Source organism: endosymbiont of Riftia pachyptila (vent Ph05) (assembly GCF_000224455.1).
Lineage (GTDB): Bacteria > Pseudomonadota > Gammaproteobacteria > Chromatiales > Chromatiaceae > Endoriftia > Endoriftia persephonae.
Window position 1 is genome coordinate 1 of sequence record NZ_AFOC01000034.1, and the last position, 15,946, is coordinate 15,946.

Below are 15,946 nucleotides of genomic sequence, written 5' to 3' on the forward strand. Positions count from 1 at the left end.
AAGATCGACAGTTCGACAACCTCAAGAATGGCTGGCAGCGTCTGTCGCAAGCAGATGACAGCTGGCCCGATGGGAGCCACTCAGGCTCACCGAATCGGGATAGGCCGCCTGGCAGTGCGCCATCGCCTCCGGGCAGCGGGGATGGAAGTGACAACCCGCTGGCGGGTCTGAGGGTGACGGCATATCCCCTTCGAGGCGGATCACCGAACGCTGCCGCTGCGGATCGGGTACCGGCACCGCCGACAGCAGCGCCTGGGTATAGGGATGGGCCGGAGCCTCCAGCACCTCATCGACCCGCCCCTGTTCGACGATCCGCCCCAGATACATCACCGCCACCTCATCGGCCAGATAGGCCACCACCGAGATATTGTGGGTGATAAAGAAATAGGAGAGCCCCAGCTGCCGCTGCAGCGACTTCAGCAGATTGAGGATCTGCGCCTGCACTGAGACATCCAGAGCGCTGGTGGGCTCGTCGCAGACGATCAGCTGCGGCTCCACCGCTAGGGCCCGAGCGACGCAGATGCGCTGGCGCTGGCCGCCGGAGAACTCATGCGGATAGCGGCTGGCCGCGTCGGCACGCAACCCCACCTGCTCCAGTAGTTCCGCCACCCGCCGCTGGCGGCTGGTCCGATCCCCCATCCCCTGTGCCAGCATCCCCTCAGCGACGATATCCCCCACCAGCATACGCGGGTTCATCGACGACATCGGATCCTGGAAGATGATCTGCATATCGCCTCGGCGCCTGCGTAGCACCTCGCCACGCATCTCGGTCAGCTCATCAACGCCGAAGCGAACGCTGCCTGCGGTGGGCCGGATCAGCTGCAGTATGCCTTTGCCGACGGTGGTCTTGCCGCAACCCGACTCCCCCACCAAGGCCAGGGTTCGGCCCTTGGGAATCGCCAGGCTGACCCCATCCACCGCCCGCACATGCCCCACCACCCGGCGGAACACCCCTTTATGAATCGGGAAGTAGACCTTCAAGCCTTCCACCTGCAGCAGCCGTGTCTCTCCGTGGTCGACATCGTGGCGCACTGCCTGGACCTTCCTCTCCCTGGCACCGGGCTGAATCGGCTTGTCGGCATAGAGCAGGCAGCGCACCCCTTGCTGCGGGGCGGTCGGGTTCCAGGCAGGAATCTCCTTATGACAGCGCGCCACCGCCAGCTCACAGCGCTCGGCAAAGCGGCAACCTTCGAAGCGGCTGTCCAGAGGCGGCACACTGCCCTCTATCACCGCAAGCTGTTCATCGCGCTTGTGGCTGTCGGGTAGGGATTGGAACAGCTTGCGACTGTAAGGGTGTTTCGGCGCAGCGAAAAAGTCCGCCACATCGGCAGTTTCGACGATCTGCCCAGCATACATCACCGCCAGCCGGTCCGCTGACTCCGCCACCACCCCCAGGTCGTGGGTGATCAGCAGGATCGCCATGCCCGTCTCCCGCTGCAGCTGCTTCAGCAGGCGCAACACTTGGGCCTGGATGGTCACATCCAGCGCGGTGGTCGGCTCATCGGCAATCAGCAGCTCCGGCCGCCCGGCCAGGGCCATGGCGATCATCACCCGCTGCTTCATACCACCGGAGAGCTGGTGCGGATACTCTCGGGTGCGTCGTTCGGGATCGGGAATACCCACCGCGTCGAGCAGCTCCACCACCCGCTGCTGCACCGCCGCCCGGCCCTTCAGTTCGTCATGCAGCCGCACCGCTTCAGCGATCTGCTCTCCCACCCGCATCACCGGATTGAGCGAGGTCATCGGCTCCTGGAAGATCATTCCCATCTTACCGCCGCGCACGCCACGCATCTCCCGCTCCGAGAGGGCCAACAGATCGTCGCCGTCGAGGTGGATGCTGCCGGTGGCGATACGCCCACCATGGGGCAGCAGCCGCATCATGGAGAGGGCAGTCATCGACTTACCGCAGCCCGACTCACCCAGCAGCGCCAGGGTCTCGCGCGGCGGATCTGCAGATCCATGCCGTCCACCACCCGCACCGGGTTGGATTCATCCCCCAGTTCGGTCTTCAGGCCATTGATCTGCAGCAGAGGATCGCGCATCGAGGCTCCCGTCTATCGGCTGTTGCGCAGGCGCGGGTCGAAGGCATCCCGTACCACGTCAGAGAAAAGGTTGGCGGCCAGCACCAGGGTGAACATAAAAAACAGCGCCGCCACCAGCGACCACCAGACAATCGGTTCGCGGGCCATCTCCAGGCGCGCCGAGTTAATCATGTTGCCCCAGCTGTTCATGGTCGGATCGACACCGATGTTGATGTAGGAGAGCACCGCCTCCGCCAGCACCAACCCGCTGAAGTCGAGCACCAACGTGATCAGCACGATATGCAGCACATTCGGCAGGATGTGGCGGCCGATGATGGTGAAATGGCCAACGCCAAACGCCTGCGCCGCCTGCACATACTCCAATTCGCGCAGCTTGAAGGTCTCGCCGCGCAGCAGCCGGCAGAGTCCGGTCCAGCTGGTGACGCCGAGGATGATGCAGAGAAACAACAAGCGCAGGTCGGCGCGCTCGGTGAGGCTGGCAAAGTCGGCCTCGTGGTTGCTGATGTAGATCTGCATCATCAGGATCGCCGCGGCGATCAGCAGCACACCGGGGATCGAGTTCAGGGTGGTGTAGCTATACTGGATCAGGTCATCGACCCAGCCGCGGAAGTAGCCCGCCATAATGCCGAGCAAGATCGCCGCCGGCAGCATCACCAGGGTGGTGAGGGTGCCGATCAGCAGCCCGGTGCGAATGCTCTTCAGCGCCTGGTAGAAGACATCCTCACCCACCTTGTCGGTGCCGAGCAGATGGTAGCTACTGCCCAAGGTGAAGGCGACAAAACCAAGCAGCAACACCACGCCAAGGGTGATCAACAGGGTACGCCAGGGGACCTGGGTATCAAATGCCAAGATCTGCAAGAGCATCGCTCGGAAGCCAACAGCCTGGCGACGCGCCAGCTGCCAGACTAGCAGCGAGGCGATCAGCGCCCAGCCGAGCAGCCCAATCAGCACCCCCCGCACGATATGGGCCAGCAGATCAGTGGCCCAGTCAGCCGTCGGATCCTGCAGGTGGGCGCCGCCATACTTGAGCCGGGGATAGGCCCGGCTGGTGCGGCCATCCGCCAGTTCAATGCTCTCCTTGGCGTAGAGATGGGTCGCCAGAGGGGCCGAGTAGCTCTTCTCCTGACGGGTACGGATCGGCGTCACCATCCAGTCAAAAACGCTCAACACCTCAGCCGAGCCGGCACCTGGCTCACCGTTGTCCGCCGGGAGATAGTGGATCGAATCGAGCAGGCCGATCAGCACATAGAAGCTCAGCACCACCAGCGCCCCCATGCCGATACGGCTACGCGCCACCTGCCGCCATGGCGCGCGCAGGTGTTCGCGACGACTGGCGAGCAGGCCGAATCCCACTGCCAGCACCAGCAGCAGAAAGATCAGCGCATCGGTCCAGAGGATCACCAGCTCAGGCATGCAGCGCGACTCCAGCGGAAGGATCAAACAGGTTATGCAAATCCATCACTGCAACCTCACCCGCGGATCAACGAGAGTGTAGGAGATATCGGTGAGGATCAGGCCGATGATATAGAGCACCGAGCCAAGGAACACCATGGCGCGCACAATGGCGAAGTCCTGACGGCTGATAGCGTCGATAGTGTAGCTGCCGAGCCCGGGGATGCCGAAGAAGGACTCGGTGATCAGGCTGCCCATGAACAGCAGTGGCAGCACCACCACCACGCCGGTGAGGATCGGTATCAGGGCGTTGTGAAAGACGTGGCCGAACAGCACCCACTGCTCACTCAACCCCTTGGCGCGGGCGCTGCGCACATAGTCGCGGTTGATCTCCTCGAGGAACAGGGTGCGATACCAGCGGGTGCCAGCACCGATGCCGCCGATCACGCCGATGATGACCGGCAGGATCAGAAACTTCAGCCCCCCCATACCGGGATCATAGCCGGAGATCGGCACCAGATGTAGCAGCTTGCCCACCAGATACTGGCCGCCGATGATGTAGAAGAGCGACGAGATCGACATCATCACGACACAGATCACCACCCCCCAAAGGTCGATATAGGTGGCGCGAAAAAAGGCAATAAGCAGCGCGAAGGTGATGTTGAGCGCCAGCCCCACCAGCAGCACCGGCAGGGCGATGGCGAGGCTCGGCCACATCCGCTGGGAGATGTCGTAGCCGATGTCACGGCCTGAGTCGGAGGCGCCAAATTCAAACTGGAACAGCTTCAACGACTTCTGGAAGAAGATCGTGTCAGTAACGACTTCGATACCACCGGCCTGGCTATTGATCAGCAGCGGCTTGTCATAGCCCCGCTCCGCCTTCCAGTGTTCGATCGCCTGTGCGGTGACCCGCTTCGTGCCCAGGTTCATGCGCGCCATGTCGTCCGGTGAGTTGACTACAAAGAACAGCGCGAAGGTGATGACGTTGACGCCAATCAGGATCGGGATCGCATAAAGCATGCGGCGGATGATGTAGGCAATCATCGGGCGGCACTCCGCTCACGCCGGCGGAACACCACCACCGCCGGCATCAACGAGATCAGCAGGATCAGCAATCCGGTGATCACCGGCCAGAGCACAGGCGGGTTCCAGGCGCGCTGGCTTTCGACCCGTCGCGCCGGTTCCAGGCGCTTGTACTTGAGCGTGTTGTTGGCCATCAGGTTGGGCTTCACATTGTGATACCAGGCGTGGTGCAGAGAGAACGCCTTGGGATGATACCCCCAGAGCCAGGGACCCTCGCGGCGCAGCAGTTCCACCATCAGATCGATGATGGCGAGCCGCTCGGGGCCGTTGTCCATGTTCTTCATCTTATTGAACAAGCGGTCAAACTCGGGGTTCTCGTAGTTGGCGGCGTTCTCGCCCTCCCCCTTCACCTTGGCGTTGGGACCGTAGAGCAGAAACAGGAAATTCTCCGGGTCAGGATAGTCGGCGTTCCAGCCCCAGCTGAACATCTGTGCGGTACCCTTGCGCATCTTCTCCTGAAATCGGTTGTAGTCGCTGCTGCGCACCACCAGCTGGATGCCGAGCTTGGCAAACTGCTTGCGCCACCAGTTCATCCGCGCCTTGTCATCGGGGCCAGTGGCCACCGCATCATAGTTGAGCACCAAGGGCTTACCGGTCTGCGGGTCACGTCCGCCCGGGTAGCCCGCCTGCGCCATCAGCGCCTTCGCCTGCTCGATGGGACGACGCCTGATCTTGCCATCGCGCACTTCATAGACATAGGGGTTATGCCCTGCCACACCCGGTCGGTGACCATAGATTCCTTGGGGGATCGGCCCCTGGGCGGGCACCCCGCGACCGTTGGCAAAGATCGAGATGAACTCCTCGTAGTCGGCGGCGATGGCGATGGCACGGCGCAGCAGCCGTGCCCGCTCGGAGTCGCCACCCACCACCGAATCACGCATATTCAAACCCAAGGAATAGGAGCAACTCAGCACCGACACAGGCAACGAGAACCACAGCCACCGCACCGCAGCAGGAAACCCCACACAGCCATGGGAACAAAACGACACCACCCAAGCGAAGCAGCCGGAAAACAGGAAGGACCAAGCAGACCAGACCCGCAGAAACCCAGCCCAGGACACGAAGCGCACCTTCGAAAGCCCGCAGAACGAACGCGCCACCAACGGCAAAGAACCCCATGAGCCCCCCAACAACCAACCGACACAGCCCTCCAGCACCCACGAAGACAAACAGCGGCAAACGAGAAACCAGCGGTTGCCCGCCAACACCATACGCAGGTGAGGGTAGTTCTCGCCCAGCACGAAAAGAACTAGCCAAACAGAACACAAGCCCAGTTTGAGGTAGCACCCACACAAACCCGAATGGGCAAAGAAGCAAAAAGCAGAACAAGACAAAGGCCCGAAAAAAGGCATCGCCATCCAGGAAACAAGCTGCACGCACCACCCCCTCAAGCAAACGCTGCAGAGGGAGCGATCCAAAGGGCTCACCCCCGACAGCGCAAACGCCCGCAAAGCGAGACAGGGACAGGCCGGGCCCATCACACGCACCAGACAACACGACGACCCGCAAACCCGGCTGATCACCGCGGTGAAACAGAAAATGCACCACCCCATGGCCACCCAGACCGGCCAGAGGAAACGCGAAAAGCACAAGAGCGAAATAGGGCACACGGACCCGACAGCCGCCAGCTCCCCCCTCCCCCGCCCCGCGAAACCGTCCAACGCACAGAGCTGCCAAAACCCCACCGCCATCAGCTCACGCCAGAGAGAGACCACCCACCAACAACACCCGAACAGACGCGGGGGCGAGGAGCGCAAGCCGAACGGAAGCCCTACCGAAGAAAGCCAGAAGCCCATGGACCCCGACCGGCAAACAAGCCACACCGAAAGGCCAGCCGAAGAAAGACACCGCACCCGCCGCATGCAGTCCGCCGACAGAGCGAAAACAGGGCACGCCCGAGAGAAAAAGGAAAACGACAGCGGCCACTCGGAGATCTGCGCGAAAAAGACACACCAGATCGAGCCCGAGCAGAGCGCAGAGGCAAAGGGCGCGGAACACCAGGACAAGAAGCGGGAGACGAACCGACCCGACGCATCACCGCTTCGGTAGGGACTATTCCAAGGGTTCTCACCACAACCGGACAGTGACAACAACAGGCTCAGCGCTATCCCGATCCATCCCCATTGCCAAGCCGATCTCTGCATCTCTCCGGGTGCCTGCTCTTTTTTATCTGCTGAGTTTCCGGTAACTTACGCCGTTATTATTTCGCCCGAGCCATTGCGTCGCCGATCCGTGAGATCCGGGATGCGGCACAGGCCCACGCGGTAGCCCGCATTATCCGCGTTTCTTTTTGATGACACCACCAAGGAATCGTTCCATGGGATTTTTACAAGACAAACGTTTTCTGATCGTCGGCGTTGCCAGCAACCGCTCCATCGCCTGGGGTGTGGCTGAAGCCATGCACCGCGAGGGTGCACAGCTCGCCTTCACCTATCAGACCGACAAGCTGAAGAAGCGGGTTGAGAAGGCGGCCACTGAGTTCGGCTCCGATATCGTGCTGCCGCTGGACCTGACCAGCGACGAGCAGATCACGGCGGTCTTCGATGAACTGAGTAAGCGGTGGGATGGCCTCGACGGCATCGTCCACTCCGCCGCCTTCGCCCCCCGCGACCATCTGGAGGGCGGCATCCTCGACAATCTGACCCGCGAAGGCTTCGCCCTCTCCCACGACATCAGCGCCTACTCCTTCGCCGCCCTGGCCAAGGCGGGCCGCGCCATGATGCAGGGGCGCAACGCAGCGCTGATCACCATGAGCTACCTCGGGGCAGTGCGCACCGTACCCAATTACAATGTGATGGGCGTGGCCAAGGCAAGCCTGGAGGCCACCATGCGCTACATGGCCGACTCGCTGGGTCCGGAGGGGATCCGCGTCAATGCGGTCTCAGCCGGGCCGATCCGTACCCTCGCCGCCTCCGGCATCAAGGACTTTAAGAGCATGCTCGACGCGGCGGAGAAGAAGGTGCCACTGCGCCGCAACGTCACCATCCAGGAGGTCGGCAACGCCGCCGCCTTCCTCTGCTCCGACCTCGCCTCCGGCATCAGCGGCGACGTGCTCTACGTCGACTCCGGCTACCATATCCTCGGCAGCGCCTGATCCTTCCATGAAAAAAGCCGCACGACCTTATCCAGGTCGTGCGGCTTTTTCTCAGGATCTCGTCTGAGACCCTAAACCGCAGGCCTACTGCGTCGCCTCCGACTGGAGCGTGATCGTGATCTTCGCCCGCCCCTTCATATCATACAGCAGATGATTGAAGTCACTGCGCCCCTGCAGCCGTTTCAGGTTGTCGATCTCGCGCTGTTTCGCCGCCTCGTCGGCAACCTCGACGTTGCCGTCACTCACCGTACTAAGTGCATAGACCGCATAGTCGCCCTTGCCGAGCCTAGTGATACCTAATGTTGGCTTGCCATCCTTGGGACGCGGGGCACTGAAAATATCACTCAGCAAACTGTAGAGAACACCACGTTCGCTGCGCTTGACCCCACTCAGCTGCTTGGTGGAGTAGTCCCCAGCAACTGCCTCGATCGATTAGCCCCCCAGCAGCACCGCGACAAACGTCACCCACCCAAACCTCGCCGAAGAGCCCGCCTGCGGGCCGCGAAACCAGGCAATCAACTCCGCCCTGAACAAAGCCACCGCCGTGAGACGCGCCTCCCGAGCAACCAACACGCGGAACAACAACCAACAAAACCAACCAAGCACTACAACCCAACGCAAGTTGTGCGCAACCAGCAAACACCATGAGAAGGAACCACACAACACCCTGGGCAAACACAGCAAAACCCCACCCCAAGCGCCACACACCCACTCAAACCACACCAGCCGCAACCAGAGCGAGCAGGCGGCCCGGAACAGGCTGGAAGAAACTGCAGAACCCAGAGCGCACAGACCCGCCACAGACGACAAACAGAGGCGGGCCGACTCCCACGGGCAGCAGGAAGACGACACCACCAGCCGACCCAAGGAAAACAAACGCAAAGCAACCCACTACAGCGAAGACAACAGGACCAAGTAAAAACCAAAGCCCCACAACAACGCCCCGCTCAGCGACCACGCCATCAGCGACAAAGACCACGACCAGAAAGCCAGAGCCAAAACGCCAGGCCCGAAAAAACCAAAATCACCCCAGGCACCCGCCAACCCCGCATCGCAAAACACCCGCCACGACACAGCCGAAAAGGCACCACCAAACTCAACCCGCACCCGCAAACAAGCAACCCACCAGGATCCCCCACCCACCGTCACCGAAGCAGCAGACCCAGAAAACCCAACCAACATACGACGCGCACGACCCCGGCCAGCCCGACCGAAGCCCTCCAGATCGACATCGAAGGAGCCCCCCAACACCGCGAACGGCACCTCCACGATCCGCCCAACCGCATCAGGCGTATCGCCTTTCTGCCGCACGCCTTCATCACCAACAACCCGATCCTGCCGCCAGCTGCGGTGGCGGAGAAGCTGGCCCGGCTCGGCTTCGAGCGCCCTGATCCGGCACAGATCATCACCTCGGCCCAGGCCACCGCCCTCCATCTGGCCGAACAACAGCCCGGCTTTCGCTACTTTGCAGTGGGTGCCGCTGGATTGCACCAGGCGCTGGCCGAGGTGGGCACTGCCGATCAGCAGGCGGCAGATTTTGTCGTGGTGGGGGAGGGCGCCGGGCTCGACTATGAGAGCCTCACCACCGGTATCAATCTGATCCTCAAACAGGGCGCCCGTCTGATTGGTACCAATCCCGATACCACGGTGGACGCAACCATTGATGGTTGCCATCGTATCCTGCCCGGTGGGGGTGCCCTGCTGGCGCCATTTGCGATAGCCACCGGAGTGGAGCCGTTGATCATCGGCAAGCCGCAACCCTTGCTGTTTGAGATTGCTCTGCAACGGCTGGGAATTGAGACGGAGCACTGCCTGATGGTGGGGGATCGTCCCGACACCGATATTGCCGGTGCGGCGCGCTTGGGAATGCGAACAGCACTGGTCAGAACCGGTCGCTTTGCTCCGGGGAAGCCCTGGCCTGAAGGTTTGCCGCGCGCGGATTGGGACTGCGATAATCTGGAGCAACTGAGCGACGCTCTGACGTTGCTGCGGTCAGGCTAGAGGGTGAAATGGTGCTAAGAGCCGGGCTTTGTCAGAGCCCTTTTGCGCAAAGAATTATGCAGGGAAGATGGCGGAGCGGACGGGACTCGAACCCGCGACCCCCGGCGTGACAGGCCGGTATTCTAACCAACTGAACTACCGCTCCACTGGAAGAAGCGCGGCAGTATACGGCTTTTTTTTGGCAGGTCAACAGTCATCACAGAAAAACCCTTAACTATTTTTTGTTCGCCGTATCTAGCCAACTGCTCCACAGCTCAAACAGATGGCGATTGGTGGCTGCGATCGCGATTTTGGGGTGCAGGCTTTGGTTGTCGTCAGCGTTGGCCATGAAGCTCTCCTGCAGGCGGCTGATGCCGCCTGCTTCGCTGAAGATCAACCGTCCCGCCGCATAATCCCAGAGGCGTGAGCTGCCGTGCAGGTAGAGCTGCAGTCGGCCCGCCGCCAACCAGCACCAGTCGAGTGCGACACTGCCGATGCTGCGTTGAGAGCGATAGGGCGGCTCGCTGACCAGGCGGCATCCCAGCTCCGGGGGCAGGCGCTTGAGATCCACCATGGCAATGCAGTCGCCCAGGGTCGAACGTCTCTCGTTCAACTGCAGCGGGGTTCCGTTGAGCCAGGCACCTTGGCCGGCGATGGCGTGAAAACACTCACCCCGGAGTGGATCGTAGATCAGCCCCAGTTCGGTGTGATTGTTGTGAATCAGCGCCAGGGAGACCCCAAAACAGCGCAACCCGCGGGAGAAGTCGGTACGCCCACCGACCCGCCAGACAACCCACAGGCCATCACCACAAGCGCAAACCACAGCACCCCATCCATCCACCGGAACCGCCTCACCAAGAAAGGCGACCTGAGAGTCGACCGGAACTACACCAGATCCCAGCCGCTCCCGCACCGCAAAACCACCCTCACGAAACAACCACCAAGCCCGCCAAGCAGCGACGCGGCGAGGCCACAAACGGGCAACAAACCCCCCAGCAGCGAGACCGCACAACACAGACCAAAACCCGCCCAGACCGAGAGACCAGGAAACCCACAGACAAAGAAGGCCAACAAACTGAGGAAGCCAAACGAACCAGCCGGAAGCCAAGCCCATTCCGACACAGAGACGGGCAAATAACAATACCGGTAGAAGCGACCCAACACACCCAAGGAGATCGCCAGGAGGCCAAACACAAGCAGCCCAACCCCCAGCAACACATCCACAACCTCAACCAACCAGCCAGTAAGCCGAAGACGCCCCCGGCCCCGAACCACAGCCACCTCGAGGAGCAGCAGTTCCCCACCCACCTCGCCCCAGCCCACACCAACAACCCGTCACACCGCATCCGCACCACCACCACGACCGAAGAGGAAACCCGGCACGCGCAAATACAACGCCAACCGCCGGCGAATCACACACACATCCCGCGCAGGCGTCATCAGAACAACCGCACTAACAACCGCCCGACACACCTGGCCAACCCCGCCAGCCACAAGACCGAAACCAGCATCGCGACTCTAGCACCGCACGAGATCGCGCACCGCCGCCTCACGAAAAACCACCGCATCCGGCTCGAATCCAGCGGCATCCACCAACCGCAGCACCACAAAGCGCCCCACGAGCTAGACAAGCGCGTCCCCACACCAGACAAACAGACACAGCACCACCAGCCGAACCAGCAACGCAGCCCCCAAAAACAGACCAGTGGAGGCGGACACAAACAGAACGTCGGAGAGATCAAAAGCAACCGCGACATACCCAGAGTGGAAGGTCGGAATCGGCTCCCCATCCAGCACCTCCAGAAAAGCAGAGGAGGGACCGCCGCGAAAACCCAACGAAAACTGCACCAACTAAACAAACACAAACAACGAATGACAAAAAAAGTATTTGCCGACCTGGCCATCTGGATGCTCGGTTTCGGCATCGTCGTTGGCATCATATTTCCGTTTCTGCTGCTGATGCTGGAGTTTCCCGAGGCCGAGGTGATTCGCCCCGGTTTTTTCGCCATCACCCTGGCGGCTGGGGTGCTGCTGGCCATGGTCAACTATCTGCTGGTCTATGGTGTGGTTCAGCCGCGCTTGAATCTGCTGGTGGAGCATATGCAGTCCACCGAAGGGATGATCCACAATGCGACGCGACAGCAAAGCTGGGGCCACTGCGATGCCAAGAGTTGTTTTGTCCCCCAGGATTCTGACGATGAGATCGGCGCGACGGCCGCCGCCTTCAATCAGCTAGTCGCGGAGCTGATGCGTTCGCGCAAGCTGGACAACGCGGCCAGTGAGTTCTCCCATGCCCTCTCATCAAAGCTGGATCTGGACGAACTCAATCAACACGCCCTTGATCTGTTGATCGAGCATACCGAAGCTGCGGCTGGTGCGGTGTTTGTGGAGATGCAGGGCGAACTGCAGGTCGCGGCGAACCGTGGATTGGAGCGGGTGGAGTCGATCGCACAGAGCAATCATCTGCTGAACGCATTGAACAGCGGTGAGATCCGGCAACTCGATCTGCCGAAAGAGGTGATGGTCGAAGGGGTGTTGACCAGCTTTCGACCGAGTCAGATCCTGTTGATCCCGGTCAGTTTCAAGCAGCAGAGTCAGGGGGTGGTAGTGCTGGCCACAGGTACGGCCTTTCCCCGGGATGCCCTGTGGTTATTGGGACTGGTCCGGCAGGGCTACGGTCTGGCCCTGAATAATGCCCTTACCCACAGCCAATTGCAGCATATCGCTGCCATCGATCCATTAACCGATGTCTACAATCGCCGCTTCGGCCTGGCGCGTCTGCATGAAGAGTTTGGGCGAAGCCGACGCTCTGGCAGTCCGTTCGGGCTCTGTATTTTTGATATCGACCACTTCAAATCGGTAAACGATACTTATGGCCACTTGAGCGGAGACAAAGTGTTGGCCGGTGTGGCGGAACAGGCACGTGAAGCACTGCGCAGCGAAGATATCCTGATCCGTTATGGCGGTGAGGAGTTTCTCATGGTGTTGCCGGGCGCTGCTACATCCCAGGTGGCAGAAGTGGGGGAGCGCATCCGCAAACGGATCGAGGAGATGCGGGTGGAAAACAACGGCACCTCGCTGAGCGTCACTGTCAGTGTTGGTTGCAGCGCCTATCCCGACGATCAGGTAGAGGATGAGCAGACACTGATCGGCCACGCGGACGAGGCGCTCTATCAGGCAAAAGCGGGGGGACGCAACAGGGTAGTGCGTTATCGCCCCGCCACATCCTCAGAATAGGTGGCTGCCCGGGCGCTTTGGTGTCAAATATTTGCTCGGTCACGTCAGGCTGAAACCTCGCAGGGAGAAGAAGAGCAGGTGCGGATGCTCCCGACTGCATACTCACCGCCAACTCACTTACTACCCGCTAAGTGGGTAGTTTGATGAAGGCTCATGGATGGGGCCGGCAAACCTTTCCGCCGTTTACCTCGGATAAGCCCGTGTACTAACCAGCCCTGCTAAAAGAATGATCCACAAATAACGCAAACAATACGGCTATTGTGCAAATCCAGTGACGCCACTTTAGTTCGTTGTCAGAAAGGCTTATGTGCGTTTTTTGCGGACTGAATCCCTGCCTTTATCGATATCTATGCTCACCCGGACTTCTTCCATAATAATTAAGCAGGCTTCAACGGCAGAGCCTTTTCGAGTCGCATCGCCTGAGGCGGTGATTTACCCAAATTGAATAAGTTGATGTCCATGGAGCCCTCAGCGGGGTGGAGTGAAAGTGGGGGTTGGCCGATGAAGTGGGTTTATCCCTGCTGCAGGCTGTCGATGAAGCGGTTGGAGCGTTCGATGGAGCGGTTCATGCGTTCGAGTAGTTGGTCGATCTCCCGTTTCAGGGCGCTGAACTCACCACGCAGGGTGCCGATCGCCTGGGCGTTGAGGTTGTGTTTGAGAAACAGCACGTTGTCGCGAAAGGTGTTCAGTACCGGTTGCATCGCACGTTCCGCTTTGAGCATCGACTGCAACATGCTGGCGTAGCGTTTGCGGGTCTGCTGCAGTTTTTTCCGGCTCGCCGCCTTCATGCTCTGGTTGTTGTAGAGCCCCAACTCCTCCTGCCACTCGTCGAACAGTGCATCGGCCACCGATTTGACCTTGTCAATACGCTCGGATACCGTGTCCGCCGCTGACTGGCTCTCTTCGTATTCGTCATTGAGAGCCGCATAGGCCTGTTTGAGATCCGTATTCTTCAGCTCGATCACCGCGGCAAACTGTTCCAGGGCCGACCTGAATTGCTGCTGGGCTTCGCTCTGGGCGTCGCGGGTTGCCTCCACCCTGTCTGCCAGGATATCGCGCTTGTGGTAGCCGACCTTCTCCATGGTGTCGTAGTAGAGCGTGGAGCAGCCTGTGAGCAGGAGTAGTAGAAGTGGGAGGAGTCGTGTATTGAGCATGGTGCATGGGTGTCCTGGATGGTTTCGTTTGCGACCATGCTGCCATAGTGGGCCGCCCGCTGGCATTGGTGCCGGGGGGCGCTGGAGCGTTGCTGATTGCGCTGGCTGGTGCGCTTCCGCCACAGGCCTAAGGCAGAAGGTAAGGCTGGCACGGCACTGGGATCTCCTACGGTGGTTGCCGCGACGGCTCGGGATGGGGTGATGCAGAGCGGCCTCGATTTGGGGTAAGGTCAGCGCTCACAATAGGGAGGCCGGCATAGTGGTGAATCGTGACTGTTTTTGTATCCCCAGGGATGCGCTTGGGGTACTGCTGGTAACCGCCTCGAATCAGTTTCATCTCACCTATAAGCGCTATGTCGAGCGCTGTCCGCGTGATCTCGGCTACGACGTGATCGGTTGGGACTAGCTGATGACGATGCAGTGGCAGCGGCTGCTCTCCCGCAAGCGGCTGGGTTCCAGCCAGAAACCTTCGGAGATCACCGCGCGTACCGACTTTCAGCGTGATTTTGATCGCGTCGTCTTCTCATCGGCGTTCCGCCGCATGCAGGACAAGACGCAGATCTTCCCCCTCACCAAGATCGATTATGTGCGTACCCGCCTGACCCACAGTCTAGAGTCCTCCAGCGTGGGACGCTCACTGGGTACCCTGGTAGGGGAGCAGATCATCGCCCGGCATCGCCTGGTGGCGAGCGAGGCGTCGGACTTCGGTGATATCTGTGCCGCCGCCTGCCTCGCCCACGATATCGGCAATCCGCCATTTGGCCACTCCGGAGAGGATGCGATCCGCCTCTGGGCAGAGACCTCCGCCTACGGCAGCCAACGGGTGGGGGTGCTGCGTGACAGTCAGCGCGAAGACTTTCTCAATTTTGAAGGTAACGCTCAGGGGTTTCGGGTACTCACCCGTCTGCAGAACCGCGACAACCCTGGCGGTCTACAACTCACCGCCGCCACTTTGGCGGCCTTCACAAAGTATCCGCGGGAGTCCTGCATCGGATCCGGGCGGTTTGATGGGGTCAGTGCTAAAAAACCGGGCTTTACTGCCGAGGACCGGGAGCACTTTGAGATGGTGGCGCAGAGTGTCGGGCTGATCCGGCGCGATCCGATGTTGGGCATCTGGTACCGTCATCCGCTAGCCTTCTTGGTGGAGGCTGCGGATGATATCTGCTACCGGGTGATCGATATCGAGGATGGCTATCGGGTAGGCCATCTGAGTTTTGAGAGCGCACTGGATCTCTATCTTTCTGTACTAAATCAGCCGGACAAGTTGAAACAGCGGCTCAACGGGATCATCGGTGATAAGGAGAAGATTGAGTTTTTGCGTGCCAAGGTGATCAATCAGACGATCATCGAGTGCAAGGCCTGCTTCCTCGACAATGAGGCCGATATCCTGGCGGGTCGTTTCGACCAGCCGTTGATGTCGCATATCCCACACCAACAGGAGATGAACCAGTTGATCGAGGTGGCGCGGGAGAAACTCTATTGTGCCCGTGAGGTGGTGGAGATAGAGACCGCCGGTTTCCAGGTGATCAGTGAGCTGCTGGAGCGTTTTGTGCGGGTGCTTGATGATGTTGCTGTGCGGGGCGAACGAGCCAGTCCACGCAGCCTGATGATGATCCGTCTGATCCCGGAGCAGTTTATCGGTCTGGGGCGGCGTCCGGTGGCGGATGACTACGCCCGGTTACTCAAACTCACCGATTTTGTCGCAGGCATGACCGACTCCTATGCGGTCTCCCTCTACAAAAAGGTCACCGGCATCTCTCTGCCTGGAGGCTGAGTGCTGGTAAGCTTTTTCGCATAGTGTGAACCTGTTTTATCTTCCCGTGGGTAGCCCTGGTTTGTAGTTGACGAGTGGCAAACGGACGCTGAAAATAGCTTCCGAATAGCTGGAGCGCTGTGCAGAGAGGATAGATGTAGCGGCATGCGCGTAGCCATGTAACAGTAGCCCTCACCACGCTTTTTGAATC

At 60.4% G+C, this 15,946-nt stretch carries 14 protein-coding genes, 1 tRNA gene and 1 pseudogene; 5 read left to right on the forward strand and 11 right to left on the reverse strand.

Translation table 11 applies throughout. The features are described from left to right. Window positions 1-21: 21 nt before the first annotated feature. The 4 genes and pseudogenes from RIFP1SYM_RS06970 to RIFP1SYM_RS17980 form a co-directional block, all read right to left on the reverse strand. Window positions 22-2,042, reverse strand: a pseudogene (locus tag RIFP1SYM_RS06970) (ABC transporter ATP-binding protein). A gap of 12 nt (window positions 2,043-2,054) precedes the next feature. Then, a complete protein-coding gene (locus RIFP1SYM_RS06975) occupies window positions 2,055-3,455 on the reverse strand; it encodes an ABC transporter permease (protein WP_010088112.1) in 1,401 nt (466 codons plus the stop codon). A 45-nt stretch (window positions 3,456-3,500) separates the two neighbouring features. Next, complete coding sequence (locus tag RIFP1SYM_RS06980) at window positions 3,501-4,478, reverse strand: ABC transporter permease (RefSeq protein ID WP_005961042.1); 978 nt, start codon at window positions 4,476-4,478, stop codon at window positions 3,501-3,503. Further along, window positions 4,475-5,398 carry an ABC transporter substrate-binding protein gene (locus RIFP1SYM_RS17980; RefSeq protein ID WP_240992046.1) on the reverse strand — a complete coding sequence of 308 codons (924 nt, stop codon included), beginning with the start codon at window positions 5,396-5,398 and terminating at the stop codon, window positions 4,475-4,477. Before RIFP1SYM_RS17980 ends, RIFP1SYM_RS06980 begins: the two co-directional genes overlap by 4 nt. A gap of 1,436 nt (window positions 5,399-6,834) precedes the next feature. Between RIFP1SYM_RS17980 and RIFP1SYM_RS06990 the strand changes: the two genes are divergently transcribed. Further along, window positions 6,835-7,611, forward strand: a complete 777-nt coding sequence (locus RIFP1SYM_RS06990) for an enoyl-ACP reductase FabI (RefSeq protein WP_006475203.1) — start codon at window positions 6,835-6,837, stop codon at window positions 7,609-7,611. 84 nt (window positions 7,612-7,695) lie between these two features. On the opposite strand, the gene RIFP1SYM_RS06995 is transcribed toward RIFP1SYM_RS06990, so the two are convergent. Together RIFP1SYM_RS06995 and RIFP1SYM_RS17400 are read right to left on the reverse strand one after the other, a co-directional pair. Then, a complete protein-coding gene (locus RIFP1SYM_RS06995; protein ID WP_005961045.1) occupies window positions 7,696-7,962 on the reverse strand; it encodes a hypothetical protein in 267 nt (88 codons plus the stop codon). 540 nt (window positions 7,963-8,502) lie between these two features. Beyond that, window positions 8,503-8,922: a hypothetical protein gene (locus RIFP1SYM_RS17400; protein WP_139042086.1), complete on the reverse strand. Its 420-nt coding sequence runs from the start codon at window positions 8,920-8,922 to the stop codon at window positions 8,503-8,505. 39 nt (window positions 8,923-8,961) lie between these two features. Between RIFP1SYM_RS17400 and RIFP1SYM_RS07010 the strand changes: the two genes are divergently transcribed. Next, window positions 8,962-9,612 carry an HAD-IIA family hydrolase gene (locus RIFP1SYM_RS07010; protein WP_005961046.1) on the forward strand — a complete coding sequence of 217 codons (651 nt, stop codon included), beginning with the start codon at window positions 8,962-8,964 and terminating at the stop codon, window positions 9,610-9,612. Window positions 9,613-9,680: 68 nt separating this feature from the next. On the opposite strand, the gene RIFP1SYM_RS07015 is transcribed toward RIFP1SYM_RS07010, so the two are convergent. The 4 genes from RIFP1SYM_RS07015 to RIFP1SYM_RS07025 form a co-directional block, all read right to left on the reverse strand. Continuing rightward, window positions 9,681-9,757 (reverse strand) — tRNA-Asp (locus RIFP1SYM_RS07015). 69 nt (window positions 9,758-9,826) lie between these two features. Beyond that, window positions 9,827-10,528, reverse strand: a complete 702-nt coding sequence (locus tag RIFP1SYM_RS07020) for an inositol monophosphatase family protein (RefSeq protein WP_240992047.1) — start codon at window positions 10,526-10,528, stop codon at window positions 9,827-9,829. Then, complete coding sequence (locus tag RIFP1SYM_RS18995; protein ID WP_139042088.1) at window positions 10,477-10,914, reverse strand: S16 family serine protease; 438 nt, start codon at window positions 10,912-10,914, stop codon at window positions 10,477-10,479. Before RIFP1SYM_RS18995 ends, RIFP1SYM_RS07020 begins: the two co-directional genes overlap by 52 nt. Before the next feature lie 300 nt (window positions 10,915-11,214). Then, window positions 11,215-11,439 (reverse strand): P-loop NTPase family protein, encoded by a 225-nt coding sequence (locus tag RIFP1SYM_RS07025; RefSeq protein WP_139042089.1) that lies wholly within the window; start codon window positions 11,437-11,439, stop codon window positions 11,215-11,217. Between the two features lie 24 nt (window positions 11,440-11,463). Between RIFP1SYM_RS07025 and RIFP1SYM_RS07030 the strand changes: the two genes are divergently transcribed. Then, entirely contained in the window at window positions 11,464-12,828 is a 1,365-nt protein-coding gene (locus RIFP1SYM_RS07030; protein WP_005961050.1) for a sensor domain-containing diguanylate cyclase, read from the forward strand. Window positions 12,829-13,340: 512 nt separating this feature from the next. Here RIFP1SYM_RS07030 and RIFP1SYM_RS07035 read toward each other — a convergent pair. Then, window positions 13,341-13,982, reverse strand: coding sequence for a DUF2959 domain-containing protein (locus tag RIFP1SYM_RS07035; RefSeq protein WP_050798727.1), 642 nt, complete (start codon window positions 13,980-13,982; stop codon window positions 13,341-13,343). A gap of 262 nt (window positions 13,983-14,244) precedes the next feature. Here RIFP1SYM_RS07035 and RIFP1SYM_RS07040 point away from each other — a divergent pair, with 262 nt between their 5' ends. Both RIFP1SYM_RS07040 and dgt read left to right on the forward strand, forming a co-directional pair. Continuing rightward, a complete protein-coding gene (locus RIFP1SYM_RS07040; RefSeq protein WP_240991718.1) occupies window positions 14,245-14,388 on the forward strand; it encodes a diguanylate cyclase in 144 nt (47 codons plus the stop codon). A 9-nt stretch (window positions 14,389-14,397) separates the two neighbouring features. Next, the gene (gene dgt, locus RIFP1SYM_RS07045; RefSeq protein WP_006475557.1) at window positions 14,398-15,756 is read left to right on the forward strand and encodes a dGTP triphosphohydrolase; all 1,359 of its coding nucleotides are present in this window, start codon (window positions 14,398-14,400) and stop codon (window positions 15,754-15,756) included. The last annotated feature ends 190 nt before the right edge of the window (window positions 15,757-15,946 follow it).